This window comes from Streptomyces sp. NPDC034103 (genome assembly GCF_055575395.1).
In genome coordinates, this window is sequence record NZ_JBVISS010000027.1 from 41,518 (window position 1) to 57,512 (window position 15,995).

The window sequence follows — 15,995 nt, forward strand, 5'->3', positions numbered from 1 at the left end:
TCACGATCCATCGGCGTCTCACGTCCCCTGCAGTCGCCTTTCTCAACTGCCATCCCCCAGAGGACCTGACATGCCCGCGGATAGCTCTCAGCCCTCAGGACGGGCCCAGGTTGAGAGACGGTTACTCATGGTGGAGTCAGGTATGGGAACCCTTTAAACGCCTCAATCGACAACGGCGAGAAGCGGGGGTGCGGGAGGGCCAGCACGTCCCGCCCCCGCTCGCTGGTCTTCTTCGCCATCCTCGCGACGTTCTGCTGCCCCTTGACCGACCTGCACGCCGAGCTGGACGAGGTCTGGCCCACGGGAGCCACTCGGCACTTGAACTATGACCATCCGGTTGATCACATCGTTGGCCCACAGGTAGAACACCCAGTGACCTGGGAGATCCACGTCCACCGATGCGCAGAAGGCTCCCTACGTCGAGTCGCTGGAGTGCTCCCGCTTCGTCCTCACCGACGAGTGCCCCGCGAACACCGACTCTGCGTAATGATGCGCACCGCATCAGTGGGGCGGCCGGTGGCGTCAGAACCCAATTACGAGCCCGGTGGTGGACTGGGCCAGTCGCATGGGATTGCTCGATCCGACGTTGATCGGATTCGGTACGCTAGCGGGGAATCTCGCTGCGTGGAAAGGGTTTGCGCGTGATGATGGTGCACGCCGCGGCACGACCCGACCAGTCATTTGTGGGAATCTATGACGCCCTTCGGGTTGTCGAGTTTGTCGAGTTGCCGTTGGACGCGCTGAGCGTCGGTGTCGCGGCCTTGCTCCTGATATAGGTCCAAAGCCTCCCGCCATACCGCCCGGGCCTGGTCGTGTTGTCCGAGGGTGGTGTACGGATGGCCGACACCATCGAGGGTGTCCGCGACTTGGTACGTATGGCTGAGAGTGCGCCTCAAGGTGAGGGCCTGGCGGTAGTGGTCGAGGGCCTGTCGGTGCTCGCCCGTGCGGTGGGCGATGAACCCGAGGCTATCCAGTGTGGCTGCCTCGCCTGTGTAGTTGTGGCTGTCTCGATGCAAGGTGAGGGCGGCGCTGCAGTGGTCGCGAGCGGTGTCGAAGTCGCCAAGGCGCGCGGAGTACCAGCCCACCTGATTGAGCGTCTCGGCTTCTCCTGTCGATTGGCCGAGGGTGCGATAGAGGGCGAGGGCGTGTCGGGCATGGTCCAGGGCCTGTTGGTCCTCGCCCCGGAGCTCCCAGGCGGCCGCGAGGACCCGGTGGGTGTGTGCCTGTTCGGTGAGGTCGTGGTGGCACACGGCCAGTTCGAGGGCCTGGTCCAGGTATCCAGTGGCTTCCTCGTGCCGGCCCAGTCGGGAATACGCGCGGCCGAGGAATCGATAAGTGCGGCTGCCGATGCCGGGATCGGGTAGGTGAGCGGCGGCGTCCAGCGCGGCCTGCCACGAGGAGAGCGCGTCGCGCCGATGTCCCCGCCGGTAGTGGAACGTTTCGAGTGCCCAGGCGAGGTGCCAGACGACGCGGTAGCGGCTGAGGACGGCGGTGGTGCGCTGGGTGGCGAGGAGGGTGGCGTGTTCGGCCTCCAGCCAGGCAATCGCGGCCGCGGCGTTGGGCAGCGGCTGCGGGTGGACGCCTGGTGCGGGCGGTTCGGGCTGCGCGGGCTGGCGGTGGGGATTCAGGAGGCGGTCGGCGGCGTGGGCGGTGTGCAGATGGAAGTCCGTCACCCGGACTAGGGCCGACTGCCGCACGTCGTCGGGCAGTTCGCGGGCGGCGGTGGCGGCGTAGTCGCGGACCAGATCGTGCATGAAGTAGCGATCGCCCGGACGCCGTTCGACAAGAGACGCCTCCTCTAGCGCGGACAATGCCCTGCGTGCGCGAGCCGGGGCTAGGGCCGCGAGGGAGACGACGGCTGGCAAGGTGGCGTCAGGTCCGGGGGCTATGCCGAGCAGCCCGAACAAGGTGCGTTGCTCGTCAGCGAGGTGGCGCAGGGACCAGGACAGGACGGTGGGCAGGCTGGACTCGGGGTCGTCAGAGTCCAGAGCGTCGAGGCCGAGGTCGCGCAGTTCGGCGACGAGGTCCTCCAGCAGTTCGGGGTGGGTCCGTATACGAGCGGTGATCAAGCCGAGCGCCAGCGGGAATCCGCCGCACAGACCGATCAGCTCGGTGATCGGTCCGATCGTGTCATTGCTGGGGCGGGTGTCCCCGAGGGCTGTGTTGAGCAGGGTGCGGGCTTCGGTGTCGGTAAGCACGTCGACGTGCACGGGGCGGGCGCCATGGCGGGCAATGAGGCCACGGAGCCGGTCGCGGCTGGTGATCAGGACAGTGCACGTGGTGCCGCCGGGCAACAGCGGGACGATTTGGTCAGGGGTGGCAGCGTTGTCGAGCAGGATGAGCATCCGCTTGCCGGTGGTGTGGGTGCGGTACAGCGCGACACGGGCGTCGAGGTCTGCGGGTTGGTGATCGCGGTCAACGCCGAGGGCGGCGAGGAAGTCGGCCAGCACATCGGCGGGGTGGCGCGGCTCGCCTGGGCTGAAACCGCGCAGGTCCACCGAGAGTTGTCCGTCAGGAAAGTGGTGCAGGTTGCGGTTGGCCCAGGTCAGGGCGAGCCAGGTCTTTCCGATACCGCCGGTGCCGCCGATCGCAGAGATCACCGCCGTTGCCCCCGCCTCGTGGCCGCCGTGCATGTTCACCGCACCGTCGGTGGCGGGCAGGAGGCGGTCGAGAGCGGCGAACTGATCGGTGCGGCCGACGAACCCCGCTGGCGCTGCGAGCAGCTGGCGCGCAACCGCACCAGTCGTCTTGGCCGCTGGGGCGGTGTAGCGGGCCAGCAGTTCGGCGGCGAACGCGGCGGCGTGGCGGGAGGCGACCGGCTGCCAATGAGCGTCGGTGGTCTCGGTCTTGCCGGAGAGCAGGTCGGAGATGCCGCGCACGACCAGTGCCTGCACGGTGTCGTTGACGTCGGCGCCGTGCAGGAACCCGTGGCCTTCCATCTCCACCGCCGCGGCGTCACCGCAGTGCCGGTTAAGGAACTGTGCGGTGGCCGAGTTCTCATCGGCGACGACCTTGCCGCCTGCCGCGATCGGCTTGACCACCGCGTTCGGCGGCTTCTCGGGTTCGGCGGGCAGGATGCGGTGCTGCCAGGCGCCATCGCGGGCGAGCTGTCCGGCGCGGCGCAGCAGGCGGTGGGACGGCGCGGTGGTCTTGATGCGGGGCAGGTACTCCTCGGCGGTGTCCTTGCCGGATTCGTAGTCGTAGATGGCGTCGGCGATCACCACGTCGCCCAGGGCGACGTCCTTGCGGCCACCGGCCACCCCGACGAACAGCACGAGCGTGGGGTGGAACACCGCGATGGCGCGATCGAGTTGGACGCCGGCCTGGGTGTTGCCAGCACCGGTCTGGGTCAGGGCGACCCTCCAGCGGCCGCCGTCGGTGGAGAAGGTGCCGATCTGATAGATCGCGCCGCGTTCCTCCCGTTCGTCGAACGGGCCCTCAAGGTGCTCACGGACGGCGATGTACTCGATATCCAGAGCGGTGCAAATCACCACGGTGCCCAGCACGCTGTCGCTGCTCATGATCCATTACCTCTTTGCCTGTGCTGATCGTTTCGGCGGCTTCGGCTCTTCTTCATCGCGTCGGACGGTCGGCGTGAGAGGGAGGTATAGCTGAGCAGAGAGGCTATGTCGGGCTCAGGAAATTTTGCAGTGCGGCGGCACCGTACAACGAGGATGCCGAGTTTGGCGGCCGCGGCCAGCACGGCCAGCGCGGGCACCCACAGGACGCCGATCGCGGAGGTGACGCCGATGGAGTCGAGGACGGCCAGGATCGGGACGGCGCAGCACACCGCGCAGGCGGCCAGGGCGGCCACGCCGGCGCCCACCGGGGCCCAAGGGGCGGGAAGCGGGGGTGGTCACGAGGGCGCTCCGAAGAGGTCGGCCAGCATCCCGGCGGCGGGTTCGGGCGCCCACACCCCCAGCTGGAGCGCGGTCGGGGTCAGGTGCAGGGTGAAGTCGAAGAAGGCGCAGCAGCCCTGCTCGGCGGCGGCGAGCGGCGCGGTCTCGCCGACCGGCCTGGCGGCGGCGGGGAAGGACAGGCGTACGCCGTCGGGGATCTCCTGGCACGTCTCGGCCCTGTCGACCAGGTGCTGCCACTGCTCAGCGCGCTCGCCCAACTCGGCACCGCCCAGCGTGCAGGCCACGGGAGTGTCCCGCCATGCTTCGGTGTGCCAGACCTGCGCGGTCGACAGCACCACCTGCACCACAGCGGAAAAGTTGTGGGGCACCTATCGGGCGGCGATGCCCCCATAAGCCCCCGCCGCCGAGTAAGGGATCGACGCAGTGTTTCAACACGCAAGCTATCGCTGACGGGCGTCAAGACGAGGTTAGTTGAGCCTGATCCGGCTGACTGAGCGCACTCAGGCCCTGCTTGATCTCCTCCAGTTCGGCGTCAATCTCCCGGACCCGTTCGTGCTCTTCCTCGTCCAGCTCGTACATCTCGGCTCGTTGGACCAACGTCTCCCGCTCGTCCTCCAGCTCCGCTCGGCGGTAGTCCAAGATCCGCTCATCGGCCACCAGGCCGATAGCCCTGTACTCGGGCAGCTCCGAACCACGGGCCAGCGCCGCGAGCCAGAGCGCCATCTCGCCGAGGAAGAGCGTGGTGCGAATGCGGTAGTGCTCCCAGACCTGCGTGCCGTCCCAGTGCCGGACGTCTTCCAAGAGGTCGAAGACGCGTCGTCGGGTCTCACGCTGGTCATCCGGCAGCAGCGCCAGGAGGGCGGTCAGGTTCGACTGGTGGGCCGTCAGTTCGCGGCCCCAGCCCTCGCGGTCCTCGAACGTGCCATGCCCTCGGTACGTCTGCCGCTGAATGGTGATTGCGACCGTTGTCACCGCTTCTACTGCCCGTTGTGCCACATCCCGCGTATGGGTCAGGTGAGCGGCGGCGGCGTCCTTCCGCGACTGATACCAGGTCCCGAGGAGCGTGAAGCCGCCACCGACGAGCGCGCCCATCAAACCTGTGCCAAAGTCGGACGTTATCCAATTCCAAAGTTCTCCCACGCGGTCATCATGCCGACGGGACCGGCCTCGTGGGGCTGATCCACTCAAGTCCTCGGTGACCGGCTTGCGCCTTGGGCGGGCAACTTCGACGACGGGCGTCATAGCGACGCCGACTCGTCTGGACAGCTGCCCCAAAGGCCCGAGGGGAAGGACTGGCGCCGTAGCACGGTGCCCCTGACGGTCCGAACGTCTTCACAGAGAAGCTACCGAGGGATGGGGCAACCGCTGCTCGCACTCGCGGAGCCTCACCGGGCCACGGTCAATCTTGGTGTGAACCTGCTCCAGGAAGTGGCGGACCTCGGGATCTGCGAATCTGAGGGCCTGTTGTTCCAGGAGGCGATTCAGCTCGTCCAGGCGAGAAGCCCAATCCGTCCACTCGCTGCTGAACGGGTCTGCCACTATGGCTTCGACGAAGTGGTCCTGGAGCGCGTAGTTGAGCTGGATGACCTCGCCGGCCGCTGCTTCGCCAAGGCCCAGAAGGTGTATGCGCTCGGCTTCGTGGACTGTCCGGCGCTGCTGCCACACGACAGCCCCTGTGGAGACGGCTGCACCCACCAGAGTGCCGCCAAGGCAAACAAGGCCGCCAACGCCTCTGCTTGCATGATCAAGCGCCGCTCTCTCGGTCCCTTTCCAATTCGGCTTCCATCTCTTCGATGTACAGGAAGACGCCCTCCTTCGCGCTGCGGTAGTCCACTGGGGGTTGTGAGATCTCTGTCCCCCGCCGGTATTCACCGAGGACGGTCACGAGATGCTCAATTACCTTGATCACCAAGCGGGGCCGGTTCCCGTTGTCGATCTCGGTGTATGTGGTTTTCTTCCAGTACGTGAGGATCTCGACCCCCTCTTCGAGGCGCGTCCGAAGATCAGTCGACGTGAAGCTCAGGGCAGCCAAACGTAGGCGGTCCAGCTCGCTGAGGAGTTGGGGTTCCCAGTCCTTATCGATGTCACGTCTCCACTGGCGTCGGAAGAGCGCTTTGATCGAGAAGAGCGCTTGCACCGCCCCTTCATAGGCCGAGTCGTGCTGAGCGTGCTCGCGGTCTGCACGTGCTTGATCCCTCTCGTGCTTCTGCTGACGCCATGCTCCCCAGACCGCACCCGCTGCACCTACGGCAGCGCCGCCAAGGCCGGACAGGCCACCGATCCATCCCGCCATCACTGTTGAGTCCACAGGTAGATCATGCCGACGGGACCAACCCCGTAGGGCTGATCCCATCAACTGCTCACCTTGCCGGGGGCTGATCTCGTCAGGCCCTTTTCTGTGAAGCTCTCCAGGAAGTCGTTCGAGTACTTCATGCGATGCCGGTGGGCGATCTCGGGGTCGTCGTGTCGCCGGGTCAGCTCCCAGCTCCGCGCCCCATAGTGCGCCAGGAACCCGCAGTACTCGTTGAACTCCAGGAACTGGGCCTGGGGCAGCTCCGCTCGATCACCGCCTCCTCGGCGGCGTACTGATCCTCGCCCATCTCGTCCATCCTCAGTGCCTGCAACCGCCGACCGGATGGAAGGCCCCGCTGCCGGCGTCTCACCCGCCGTACCGCCGTCCCCAGCGGCAGGACGTGCTGACAGGGGGGGTTGCCCCTCCCTCAAGAAACACTATTATTGCAAATAGGTGTTCGCATGGCTCCGTCCGTCACGCACGTGAGCGGCACCGTCGCCGGTGGCGTGGAAGTCCGCTTCACCCAAGACGGCATCGCCGTCTGCCAATTCCGCCTCACCGACACCCCCACACAGTGGGACACCGCCACACAGAAGTGGCGTGACGTGGAGCCGATCCCTCCTCGGGGTCCAGACCGGTCTCCTCGACCAGTTCGCGCCGTGCCGCCGTCAGCGGCGCTTCATCCTGGGACCCATGACGTCCAGTGACCCCGCCCCGGGAAGTGATCGAGGTGACCGGGGGCGCCATGCTGGCCGCCCAGTTCCTCATCGACTACACGGACACCGTCGGCGTCCCGATCGAAGAGGACCCCCTCTACCCGGTTCGAACCTCCGGATGGGCGCGCACCCCCGACGGCACCAAGATTGGCGCGGTCCGCCATCAGTTCCGCGATTTCCCTAGCGGCGGATTCAGCGCAAAGCTCGCTGTGGCGTTCCCGGCGACGCTGCCGTCGTGGATGTTCGCCGAGCACCAGTGGCACCTGGCATGCGAGTTCTCGAACTGGGTGACGGGGTACATCGCCTCCGCCCGGACCTGACCGCACGCCCATTCCTGCACCACGGCGCCCGCCTCCCCTTGGTACGCGAGGTCGACCTGCTTGGCCCGACAGAGCGTGATCCCCAACCTGGCACGGGTGCCGTGGCACGACGATCCCAGCCGCCTCGCCCAACACCTCACTGCTATCGCGTAGTCCTTAGCCTTGCCCGAACCACGACAGGCTACGACGGCCTCGACCGCTTCGAACGCCAGCTTCCCCGGTTCACTGCCGGCGGCTACGCCGTCAAGCTCGTGAGGGCAGCACGGGCTGCGGATGATGAAAAGGCACTGTCGCAGGAGGAGACCCACCCTCAGGCCGATGTGCAGATGAAGCAGAACATGAGATCGAATCGAGCGCCGCGTCACTTACGGGTGCGATGTCTTCACGTGCCGCGCATCAATCTGAATCTTTGCCGAGTGAAGACGATGGGCAGAGCAGGGGGGCGGAATCCTGCCTGCTCGTCGGCATGTCTTGAGGCATCTCGGTCGTGATCGGCCGCACCTGCGAGAGGGAAATTCACCTTCGCGCCTTTGCTATTTTCCCATCTGCACGGGCTTATGAGTGCGGACGCCCGAGTTCCTCTTGTGGATTTTCGCGACGCCTCCCGCGACACCTTAGACATGCCCCCTCATCTGGGAAGTTATCAACCATTGAGTCTTTTCTGGAGGCGTCTGGGCAGTTTTTCAGCCCATAGCCATCAGGCAGACGAAGTGATTAGGTCAGAAATGGAGCGCGAATGAACGATCCTTGTCACCCTGCGGCAGAGTTGCAGGACGGGAGCGGCTTGCATAAGGGGAAGCCGGTCGGACTGCCCAGTGAATCGTCCCGATAGGACGATATGGTGTCGTGACCGCATGGCAGCCGACCGATGGCGGGCTGTCATAGCGGTGGCCCCGGGGGTGCATCCCAGGGCCACCTGTCAGGCCATCGACAACCGCAGAAAGGATTGAACGTGACCCACGGAGAAAACCGGGAGCTGGCCTTTACTCCCCCGGATGTTCCCCTCGGAATTATCCCTGCCTTGGGTGGTGGTGAAACCTGTATCACCACACTGGTCGATGTTCGGCTGTGCTCAAGCCTGCTGATCGCCGTCCTCACCCTGTTGGCGGTCATTGTCCTGCTGATCGTGGCGTGGCCCGCCGTGGAGGAGGTCCCTGGCTTGTGGCCGTGCCTGGTGTCCCTGGTTCTGGGTCTGCTGGGTCTGTCCCGCCGTAGCTACCTCCGCGTCATTCGCTTCCGCCGGGCCTGACTCCGGCTCCTGGGTGGGCGCCTCTGTATGGCGCCCACCCGGGACTGTTCCTGCCCGCTAGCGCGGGCAATCAAGTGCTGGGTCGGGGAAGGGAGTCTTCGGTGGCGAAGCCATCACCAGGATCGCAGTGCGCCTTCTGCGGCAAGGAGGTCGGGCAACCATGCCGGGGCGGGCGTCCCAAGGACTACTGCGACCCGGTGTGCCGGCGTCGCGCACAGCGTCAGCGTGACCGTGAACGACGCGCGGCCAAACCGTCGCATACCGAGTGGCAGGTAATCACCGGTGATCTGTTCGTCCGCACCCAGCAACTGCTGGCTGCCGGCAGTGATCAGCTGGACCTGGCAACAGCGCTGGACCTGACTGCCCTTCTCCGTCAGGATGCAGAGTGCCTGGCCGCTGTGGCGGTCGATAGCGCGCGTCGTAATGGATGGACGTGGACAGAGGTTGCCACTGCGGCCGGGCTGAGCGCAGCAGCCGCGCGGGCCAGGTGGGGCGGTGTACGTGTTCAGCGCCTGGTCTCCGAGCGGGCATCGCTGTCCATGTCAGAGCCGACAGACCGGAGTCTCCCGCTGGCAGCAGCCTCCAACCAGGCTGGCGCGCCCTCCGCTGCGGCGTCGAAGGACAGTGCGGTGCAGGAACTTGGCACTGCCCTGCGTACGCTTCATGCGCGTTCAGGCGTCAGTCTCCAGTTCGTCTCGGACACCACTGGCCTGTCGCTGCCAGTCATCACCGCCATGTTTGACGGCTGCAGGGTCCTCTCCTGGCCGGAGACCTACGTGCTGTCTCACGCGCTGGGGGGCGACCCGCAGGACTTGCAGCTCTTGTGGCACTGCGCCCGGGGCGTTCCGCGGCCCACCGAGACACTGACCGGCCCCGGACGTCTGGGAGCGGCGCTGCGTGGCGCCCAGCTTGCGGCGGGGCTCCCGGATATCGCCGCAAGCTGTCCGCCGGGCCTGAGCGTGGCTGAAGCCTGCGCGGCACTCGCTGGCGAAGCGGCGCCGGACTGGCCGCTGCTGAGCGGCTTCCTCGTGAGGCTGGGCGCGGACCCCTCCCGCTTCGCATCGTTGTGGATGGCCACACGAGCTGCGCAGCGTCCCATCCGGACAGGAGAACATTGACAGTGACCGGGCACGACCGCCGCTCACCCTGCCCACAGCTGTTTCGACTGGAGTTCGCAGCCTTCTGCGAGGCCAATCGCGACACCTACCTTCGCTACGCTCAAGTGCGCCTGGGGGATCAGACGGATGCAAGGCGTTGCGTGGATGCTGTACTCGGCGCCCTGGGAACACGCTGGATCGCAACGCTGGGCAGTGCGAGCCCCGCTGCCCGAGCCTGGGAAGATCTCCGCGCCGAGGCCGACCGTCACACGATCAGTGCAGCGAAGCAGGCAGGGAAATTCCATGCCGTCCTGCGGGATGACCAGGCCGACATCATGCTCTTGCACCATCGCCTCAGGCTGCCCGTCGATGACGCCGCCGGCTTCATGGGCCTTGCAGGCCCCGACGCCCGAGCCCTCCTACGTGGGGCCGAGCGTGATCTCCACAATCTACCGGGCTCCAACTGAGGGTGACAACGACGCCCTGCCCCAGAAGCAGCCGGCGTGCACCGGCGGGGAAGCACAACCCAGGAGCGTAACAGCCCCGTGGTTTACGCCCCATTGAGCGACTAGCCGCCCGCTTCCCGTACTCCTAGGATGAGCCCCTACATTCAGATCACCAGCCCGCGCCGGGGCTCACGGGAGCGCGCATGGCCTACGGGGAGAAACCCCAAACTCACTTCATCGACACCAGCAACGCCAGTGCCGCACGTATGTACGACTGGCTCCTAGGGGGAACGGAAAACTATGAGGTCGACCGCGTAGCCTGCAGTGAACTTCTGAAGATCGCTCCTAGCACTCAACAGCTGGCTCGCAGCAACAGGGACTTCCTCAGGCGCGTGGTACGCAATCTGGCTGCTGAGAAGCACATCGATCAGTTCCTCGACCATGGTTCCGGCCTGCCCACCCAGGACAATGTCCACGAGGTTGCACAGCGTGTCCATCCTGGCGCGAGAGTGGCCTACGTCGACAACGACCCCATGGTTCTCGCCCACGCACGCACATCCCTGGACGACAACACGAACACCATGGTTGTCGACTGCGATATGCGGCACACACACGACATCCGGCAAGCCACCGACGGATTCCTCGACTGGAGCCAGCCGATCGCGGCACTGTTCGTATCCGTACTCCACTGCCTGCCTGACACCGACGACGAACACGATCCCGCAGCGGTAGTAAAAGCTCTAGCCGACCAGCTCGTCCCGGGCAGCTACATGGTCATCTGCCAGCTCGTCAGTGACGATCCCTCCGTACGAGATGGCGTCACCCAACTGATGGCAGACGCCACACACGGCAACTGGGGACGAGTACGCGAACCCCACGAGGTCCGCCGGTACTTCGACTCACTGGAGATCGAATCACCGCCCGGGTTGGTTGACGTGATCGACTGGCGCCCCGACTCCGTGCCGCCACCGAAACACCTACGCCCCACGGACTGGGTCGAGTGGGGCGGCGTCGGCCGCGTCCTCGGGTAGCCGCAGCGGCCACGTCGCCGCGGGAGAGCCGGAGTTGCGGTCCTTAGCCCGACTCTTCTGCGGCGGCTCGCCGCTCCCAGTGTTCGAGCGCACGCTTCAGTGAGGCCGTGCTGTCCTCCCGCTCGTACGTGTTCGCGCGCACGTTGTCCAGCAGGTGGCGGTACTTGTCGAGCTGGCGCTTTTGCGTGACGTAGTTGGCTCCGTCGAGGTGCTCCACGTAGGCCAACTCCTGGCAGTCGCCGTCGGTGAATTTCAAGTGGAAGATCGGATACGGCGGAACCATGGCCTCCTTGCGGACTATGCGGACATTGACTCGATTCGTCAGCGTTGCCTTCAGGAGGAACCCCACCTGCTCGGCCATGACGCCCGCCATGCCGTACGGACGGTAGAGAACTTCCTCGCTGATGAGAGCGGCCAGGGTGGGAACACCTTTGTCCAGCATGACCTGCCGCTGCATCCGCAGCGCGACAATACGGTCAATTCCTACGTCTGACAGGCCGACCTCCATCATCCGGACAAGCGCCCGCGCGTACGCCTCGGTCTGCAGCAGGCCGGGCACTACACGCGGCTCGAAGACGGAGATGGTCTCCGCGGTCGCCTCCAGACGGATCAGGCGCTTCAGGAAGTTGGGAGTCACGTCAGCGAAACGCGCATAGAGATCCGCGTTGCCCGCCTGGGCCAGGAGCTGGTCCAGCTGACTCTGCTGTTCCCGGGAAAGACCGTAGAAGACGGCAAGGTCATGGACGTCACGCGGCTTGGCCGGGCTCTCCCCGCGCTCCAGGCGACTCACCTTGGACGTGGAGGCCCGGATTACCTGAGCCGCGTCGGAAAGGGTGTACCCAAGGCGCTCACGGTGGAAGCGCAGTTCATCGCCCAGAAGTCGCCCGGCGGGACGCTGCTCGTCAGATGCTTGCATGCGGACGACCGATGCGTCGGACTCGCGCTGGGACTTACGAGCGGCGGGCATACACACACTCCGAAGCTTCAGAGGTAACACAAATTGACCCCAGAATGCCTTGCGTACGCCCGCCGCCACAAACTATGACCTAAGCATGACTCACGGTCGCGCCATTAAGCGGCGAGGTGGTCGAACTCCGATCCCTTCGCACCGTCGAGGAAGGCGCGCACTTCCGCCTCCGTGAAGATCAGGGCGGGGCCGTCAGGATGCCTTGAGTTCCGCATGGCGACACCGCCCTCCCGCAGCTTCGCCACTTCGATGCACTCGCCGGCTCCGATGCTCGCCCGCGCTTTTAACCAGGTGACCCCCGTGATCTCGTCTGCCGGAACGCCGTTCGTGATCGCCATTGCCATCCTCGCCCATTCTGGTAGTGCTGACCTAGCCCTGATGCACGTGGTTCCCATATGGGAATCAGAGCCGTCGATCGTGCAAGGATATGCGTGGAGGCCCGGGCAAACATGTCCCCGAAAGAGTGCAGTTCGAACCCGTTCGTCGGATGAAACTACTCACCAATCGGTGGGCGTCTCGCAGCAGCGCTGAGTGCTCGATGAGCTGGTCCGGAGAGATGCGGCGGAACGAGACTTGGGCACCAGCTCCACTTCAGGCTGCGCTGCAAGAGACTGGAGCGCCGAGCGGCCGGATAGACGGGCGGTGCCGCCCGTTACGGCACGGGTCCGTCTCCAAAGATCACCGGGTGGTGGATCATGGTGGTGTGATACGCCGCCATGAACTCACCGATCAGGAGTGGGAGTTACTCGCTCCACTGATACCGCGGGCTGCGACAGGCCGGCCGCGGGTGTCGGACCGGCAGGTCATCAACGGGATGGTCTACAAGATCCGGACCGGGATCTCCTGGCGTGACCTGCCAGAACGCTACGGCCCCTGGCAGACCGTCTACACCCGCTTCCGCCGATACGCCCTGGACGGCGTGTTCACCCGGGCCCTGCAGCAGATCCAAGCTGGCGCGGACGCGGCCGGCGACATCGACTGGCTCGTCCAGATCGACTCCACCATCGTCCGCGCCCACCAGCACGCCGCCACCACCGGCCGAAAAAGGGGATCAACAGCCCGGACGAACCGGACGATCACGCCCTCGGCCGATCCCGAGGCGGACTGACCACCAAAATCCACCTCGCCTGCGACGGCAAGGGCCGCCCCCTCGCGATCCTGGTGACACCCGGCCAACGCAACGACGGCATCTGCGCGCGACCTCTTCTGGAGCGCATCCGTGTCCCGCGCACCGGCCCGGGCCGACCCCGCTGCCGGCCCGACCAGGTCATCGCAGACAAGGCTTACAGCTCCCGCGGCTTCCGCGCCTACCTGCGCAAACGCGGCATCGCGCACACCATCCCAGAGAAGACCGACCAGCAGCGACACCGGCACAACCGCGGCCGCCGCGGCGGGCGACCGCCAACGTTCGACCGGCAGATCTACCGCCAACGCAACGTCATCGAACGATGCTTCAACCGACTCAAAGGCTTCCGCGGTATCGCCACCCGATACGAAAAGACCGCCACCTCCTACGAAGCGGCGGTCACTCTCGCATCAGTCCTGCTCTGGGCAAGATCCGTTTGAAGACGGACCCTAAAGCGTGTTGCAGAACGCGGACCGATCTTGCAAAAGGTGCTTCGAGGGCGCTGCCAGGACGGTAGAAATCGGCGCACAACCGGGCAGTCGACCTTGCCGTGGGTGGCCGGATCCTGTCGTGATCGCCGTTCTGCAACACGCTTTAAAGCGTGTTGCAGAAGGTCGTGTCCGGGCAGGTTAGGGCCGCTCTGGGAGCGGTCTGATCATGCTGCGAGGGTGAGGTTGTGCATGTGGGCGACGGCTTGCACTGCGTGGTGGAGGCCGTTGCCGCGCTGGCGGCACTCGCGGAGGACCTTGTAGTGCTTCATGCGGGCGAAGGCGTGTTCAACGCGGGCTCGGACTTTGCGGTGCTCTGCGTTGTCCTCCTCCTCGCCGGGCAGCAGGGCCCGTCCGGGACGTTTGCGGTGCGGGACGACGAGCCCGGTGTTGATGTACGCGCCGTCGCCGAGGACGGTCACCCCTTCGCAGTGCGCGGCCAAACCGGAGTCGCGCCATGCCTTCGCGTCCGGGGTGTTGCGGGGGACCGGGCAGGCCGCGGCGACGACCAGCCTGGTGTCGGCATCGATGATGACCTGCACGTTCGCCGAAAACCGGTAGTTGCGTGATGACGCCCCGGTCTTCCGGTCACGCACCGGGATGAGGGTGCCGTCCACGATCCACAACCGCTCCACCGCATCTGCCGGCTCGATGGCCAGCAGCGGCCGCAGCCGTTGGATGACTCGGCACACCGTCGCAGGCGAGCATCCAAACAGTGGGGCGAGCTGCCGCATGGTGAGGTTCGTGCGGTAGTACACGGCCACCAGCAGCACGCGGTCGGCCAGCGGCAGACACCATGGACGGCCGCCACCGGGCCCGTCTCCACCCCGTTGACGGACTACCTTCAGCAGGCGCTCGAACTGCCGCATCCGCAGTCCCGTGAACGTCTCCACCCACAACGGCTGAAACCTCAACACCCCACGCATACAGGGGAAATGCCCGCTACGCAGCCTTCTGCAACACGCTTTAGTAGAGAGGAGACGGGAGGCGCGACATGACGCTCGGCAGAGCAGTTGAGTATCGGGGGGTGTAACAGTGCCGGCAGAGACGCTGGCGGGCCTCATGGGAGCAGTGGTCAGCGCGGGGGTCTCCACAGGGGCCATGATCTGGCAGCAGCGGAAGACTGCCCACGAGACCGAGCGGGCGCACCTGCTCGGTCTGTCGGAAGCGGCGGCCAACGAGGTGATCCACGATCGCCATCACCAGCCGGTCACCGAGCTCCCCGGTGACCGGCGCGTGTTCGTCACGCGAGGGGAGAACTGGACAATTCCGCTCCCCCACATGCTCGCCCCGGTGCCCCTCCCGCGCGGTTCCTGGTCCGGGCCGTTGAGCTGCGGCGGGTAGAGCGTGAGCAGCACCTCCCGTACGCGCAGATGCAGCGGTACGTGGGGCTGGCCGATGGAGCAGTCATCTGCGCCGACTGCAGCGTGCCCTTGGCCAACTGACGGAGCCCTTGGCGAAGAGCGGGCTGCCACGGTGATGGCGGCTCGCCCCATCGGCCTGACTCGGCAGGCCATGGGTGCAACACATCTCGGATGCCGCGGTCCGGTGTTGCAGCGGTGGCCGGACAGCGCGGGACGATCGGCGGGTTGCCGCGGTGCTGGCATCCTGGCCCATGGCAGGGCTGGCGTTCTGGCCGGCCCTGTACGGACACGGTCAGCACGGCCCACGGGCCCCGGCCAAGACGCCGCGGTAGGCGGCAGGAGGAATGGACGGCTGTGTCGGCCGAGGAGAGCGAGCGGCTGCTGAGCGACACGCTGGCGTACGCAATGCAGACCTGGCAGCCGTCGGGCTACGGCTTCGAACCGGTAGCCGGTGGCACGATGGCCGCGGTGTGGCGAGGCGTCTCGCCCTCGCCCTCGCCCTCGCCCTCGCCGGACGTCGCCGTCCGGCTGACCCCCAAGCCTGGCGCTCATCCGGAGGATTGCCGCACTGGTCGACGGGGTCACGAGCGTCGAGTCCCCGCGAACGCTGGCGGTCGGCACGATCACGACCGCGGACGGACCGCGGACCGTGCAGGTGTGCACGTGGATCGGCAAGGGCGGCGCGGACCGCAGCGAGTCGCCCTTCGGTAGTCCCCCCTGGTCACGGGCGGCGAAGAGGACCAGCAGCACTTGGACGGGGACAAGTACTGCTTTCAGCTGCGGGATCTCCTCGGCAAAGTTGACCGCGACCTCCGCCTCGGCCGTTTCATCGAGCCTCGGCAGCGCCTGTGGTTCGACAGCAGGGGTACTCGACGAAGCGGTAGATGGCGGCCGATACGAGCAAGGTCGTGGCCAGAGCCAAGCTGATCGGCGCCACGTACCCGCCCCCGCTCCACACGTGAAACAGGACCGCCAGGATCGTGAAGTGCACCAGGTAGAAGGCGTACGACCACTTCCCGAGCCGGATGAGGGCGGGCT

The 15,995-nt window shown here is 66.2% G+C and carries 16 protein-coding genes and 1 pseudogene; 7 read left to right on the forward strand and 10 right to left on the reverse strand.

Going from position 1 to position 15,995, the window contains the following annotated elements:
• Window positions 1-677: 677 nt before the first annotated feature.
• The 6 genes from ACZ56U_RS38760 to ACZ56U_RS38785 all read right to left on the reverse strand — a co-directional run bounded on the left by ACZ56U_RS38760 (window position 678) and on the right by ACZ56U_RS38785 (window position 6,168).
• Entirely contained in the window at window positions 678-3,521 is a 2,844-nt protein-coding gene (locus tag ACZ56U_RS38760; RefSeq protein ID WP_469088636.1) for a tetratricopeptide repeat protein, read from the reverse strand.
• Window positions 3,518-3,814, reverse strand: coding sequence for a hypothetical protein (locus ACZ56U_RS38765; RefSeq protein ID WP_469088637.1), 297 nt, complete (start codon window positions 3,812-3,814; stop codon window positions 3,518-3,520). The genes ACZ56U_RS38760 and ACZ56U_RS38765 overlap by 4 nt, the downstream gene beginning before the upstream one ends.
• Before the next feature lie 42 nt (window positions 3,815-3,856).
• Window positions 3,857-4,207, reverse strand: coding sequence for a hypothetical protein (locus ACZ56U_RS38770; protein ID WP_469088638.1), 351 nt, complete (start codon window positions 4,205-4,207; stop codon window positions 3,857-3,859).
• Between the two features lie 109 nt (window positions 4,208-4,316).
• Window positions 4,317-5,000: a hypothetical protein gene (locus ACZ56U_RS38775; RefSeq protein ID WP_469088639.1), complete on the reverse strand. Its 684-nt coding sequence runs from the start codon at window positions 4,998-5,000 to the stop codon at window positions 4,317-4,319.
• A 192-nt stretch (window positions 5,001-5,192) separates the two neighbouring features.
• Window positions 5,193-5,525, reverse strand: a complete 333-nt coding sequence (locus tag ACZ56U_RS38780) for a hypothetical protein (protein ID WP_469088640.1) — start codon at window positions 5,523-5,525, stop codon at window positions 5,193-5,195.
• Window positions 5,526-5,604: 79 nt separating this feature from the next.
• Window positions 5,605-6,168: a hypothetical protein gene (locus ACZ56U_RS38785; protein ID WP_469088641.1), complete on the reverse strand. Its 564-nt coding sequence runs from the start codon at window positions 6,166-6,168 to the stop codon at window positions 5,605-5,607.
• Between the two features lie 706 nt (window positions 6,169-6,874).
• On the opposite strand from ACZ56U_RS38785, the gene ACZ56U_RS38790 reads away from it, so the two are divergent.
• The 5 genes from ACZ56U_RS38790 to ACZ56U_RS38810 all read left to right on the forward strand — a co-directional run bounded on the left by ACZ56U_RS38790 (window position 6,875) and on the right by ACZ56U_RS38810 (window position 11,012).
• Window positions 6,875-7,189 carry a hypothetical protein gene (locus ACZ56U_RS38790; protein WP_469088642.1) on the forward strand — a complete coding sequence of 105 codons (315 nt, stop codon included), beginning with the start codon at window positions 6,875-6,877 and terminating at the stop codon, window positions 7,187-7,189.
• A 952-nt stretch (window positions 7,190-8,141) separates the two neighbouring features.
• Entirely contained in the window at window positions 8,142-8,438 is a 297-nt protein-coding gene (locus ACZ56U_RS38795; protein ID WP_469088643.1) for a hypothetical protein, read from the forward strand.
• Window positions 8,439-8,539: 101 nt separating this feature from the next.
• A complete protein-coding gene (locus ACZ56U_RS38800; protein WP_469088644.1) occupies window positions 8,540-9,556 on the forward strand; it encodes a hypothetical protein in 1,017 nt (338 codons plus the stop codon).
• Window positions 9,557-9,558: 2 nt separating this feature from the next.
• Window positions 9,559-10,002 carry a hypothetical protein gene (locus tag ACZ56U_RS38805; protein WP_469088645.1) on the forward strand — a complete coding sequence of 148 codons (444 nt, stop codon included), beginning with the start codon at window positions 9,559-9,561 and terminating at the stop codon, window positions 10,000-10,002.
• 182 nt (window positions 10,003-10,184) lie between these two features.
• Window positions 10,185-11,012 carry an SAM-dependent methyltransferase gene (locus tag ACZ56U_RS38810; protein WP_469088646.1) on the forward strand — a complete coding sequence of 276 codons (828 nt, stop codon included), beginning with the start codon at window positions 10,185-10,187 and terminating at the stop codon, window positions 11,010-11,012.
• Between the two features lie 43 nt (window positions 11,013-11,055).
• Here ACZ56U_RS38810 and ACZ56U_RS38815 read toward each other — a convergent pair whose 3' ends face one another.
• Window positions 11,056-11,979, reverse strand: a complete 924-nt coding sequence (locus ACZ56U_RS38815; protein WP_469088647.1) for a helix-turn-helix domain-containing protein — start codon at window positions 11,977-11,979, stop codon at window positions 11,056-11,058.
• A gap of 104 nt (window positions 11,980-12,083) precedes the next feature.
• Window positions 12,084-12,317 carry a DUF397 domain-containing protein gene (locus ACZ56U_RS38820; protein WP_469088648.1) on the reverse strand — a complete coding sequence of 78 codons (234 nt, stop codon included), beginning with the start codon at window positions 12,315-12,317 and terminating at the stop codon, window positions 12,084-12,086.
• A 368-nt stretch (window positions 12,318-12,685) separates the two neighbouring features.
• Between ACZ56U_RS38820 and ACZ56U_RS38825 the strand changes: the two genes are divergently transcribed.
• A protein-coding gene (locus ACZ56U_RS38825) for an IS5 family transposase (protein ID WP_469088652.1) occupies window positions 12,686-13,545 on the forward strand; the annotation gives its coding sequence in 2 pieces (ribosomal slippage) (window positions 12,686-13,052 and window positions 13,052-13,545; 861 coding nt in all).
• A gap of 215 nt (window positions 13,546-13,760) precedes the next feature.
• Here ACZ56U_RS38825 and ACZ56U_RS38830 read toward each other — a convergent pair.
• Window positions 13,761-14,519 carry a transposase gene (locus ACZ56U_RS38830; protein WP_469088649.1) on the reverse strand — a complete coding sequence of 253 codons (759 nt, stop codon included), beginning with the start codon at window positions 14,517-14,519 and terminating at the stop codon, window positions 13,761-13,763.
• 136 nt (window positions 14,520-14,655) lie between these two features.
• On the opposite strand from ACZ56U_RS38830, the gene ACZ56U_RS38835 reads away from it, so the two are divergent.
• Window positions 14,656-14,937: a hypothetical protein gene (locus tag ACZ56U_RS38835; RefSeq protein ID WP_469088650.1), complete on the forward strand. Its 282-nt coding sequence runs from the start codon at window positions 14,656-14,658 to the stop codon at window positions 14,935-14,937.
• Between the two features lie 846 nt (window positions 14,938-15,783).
• Here ACZ56U_RS38835 and ACZ56U_RS38840 read toward each other — a convergent pair.
• Window positions 15,784-15,995, reverse strand: a pseudogene (locus ACZ56U_RS38840) (hypothetical protein); the annotation flags it as partial.

Bases quoted from the DNA above. Each gene is read 5' to 3' on its own strand.
- ACZ56U_RS38760 (WP_469088636.1), bottom strand. From the start codon at position 3,521: ATGAGCAGCGACAGCGTGCTGGGCACCGTGGTGATTTGCACCGCTCTG.
- ACZ56U_RS38810 (WP_469088646.1), top strand. From the start codon at position 10,185: ATGGCCTACGGGGAGAAACCCCAAACTCACTTCATCGACACCAGCAAC.
- ACZ56U_RS38815 (WP_469088647.1), bottom strand. From the start codon at position 11,979: ATGCCCGCCGCTCGTAAGTCCCAGCGCGAGTCCGACGCATCGGTCGTC.
- ACZ56U_RS38820 (WP_469088648.1), bottom strand. From the start codon at position 12,317: ATGGCGATCACGAACGGCGTTCCGGCAGACGAGATCACGGGGGTCACC.
- ACZ56U_RS38830 (WP_469088649.1), bottom strand. From the start codon at position 14,519: ATGCGTGGGGTGTTGAGGTTTCAGCCGTTGTGGGTGGAGACGTTCACG.
- ACZ56U_RS38835 (WP_469088650.1), top strand. From the start codon at position 14,656: ATGGGAGCAGTGGTCAGCGCGGGGGTCTCCACAGGGGCCATGATCTGG.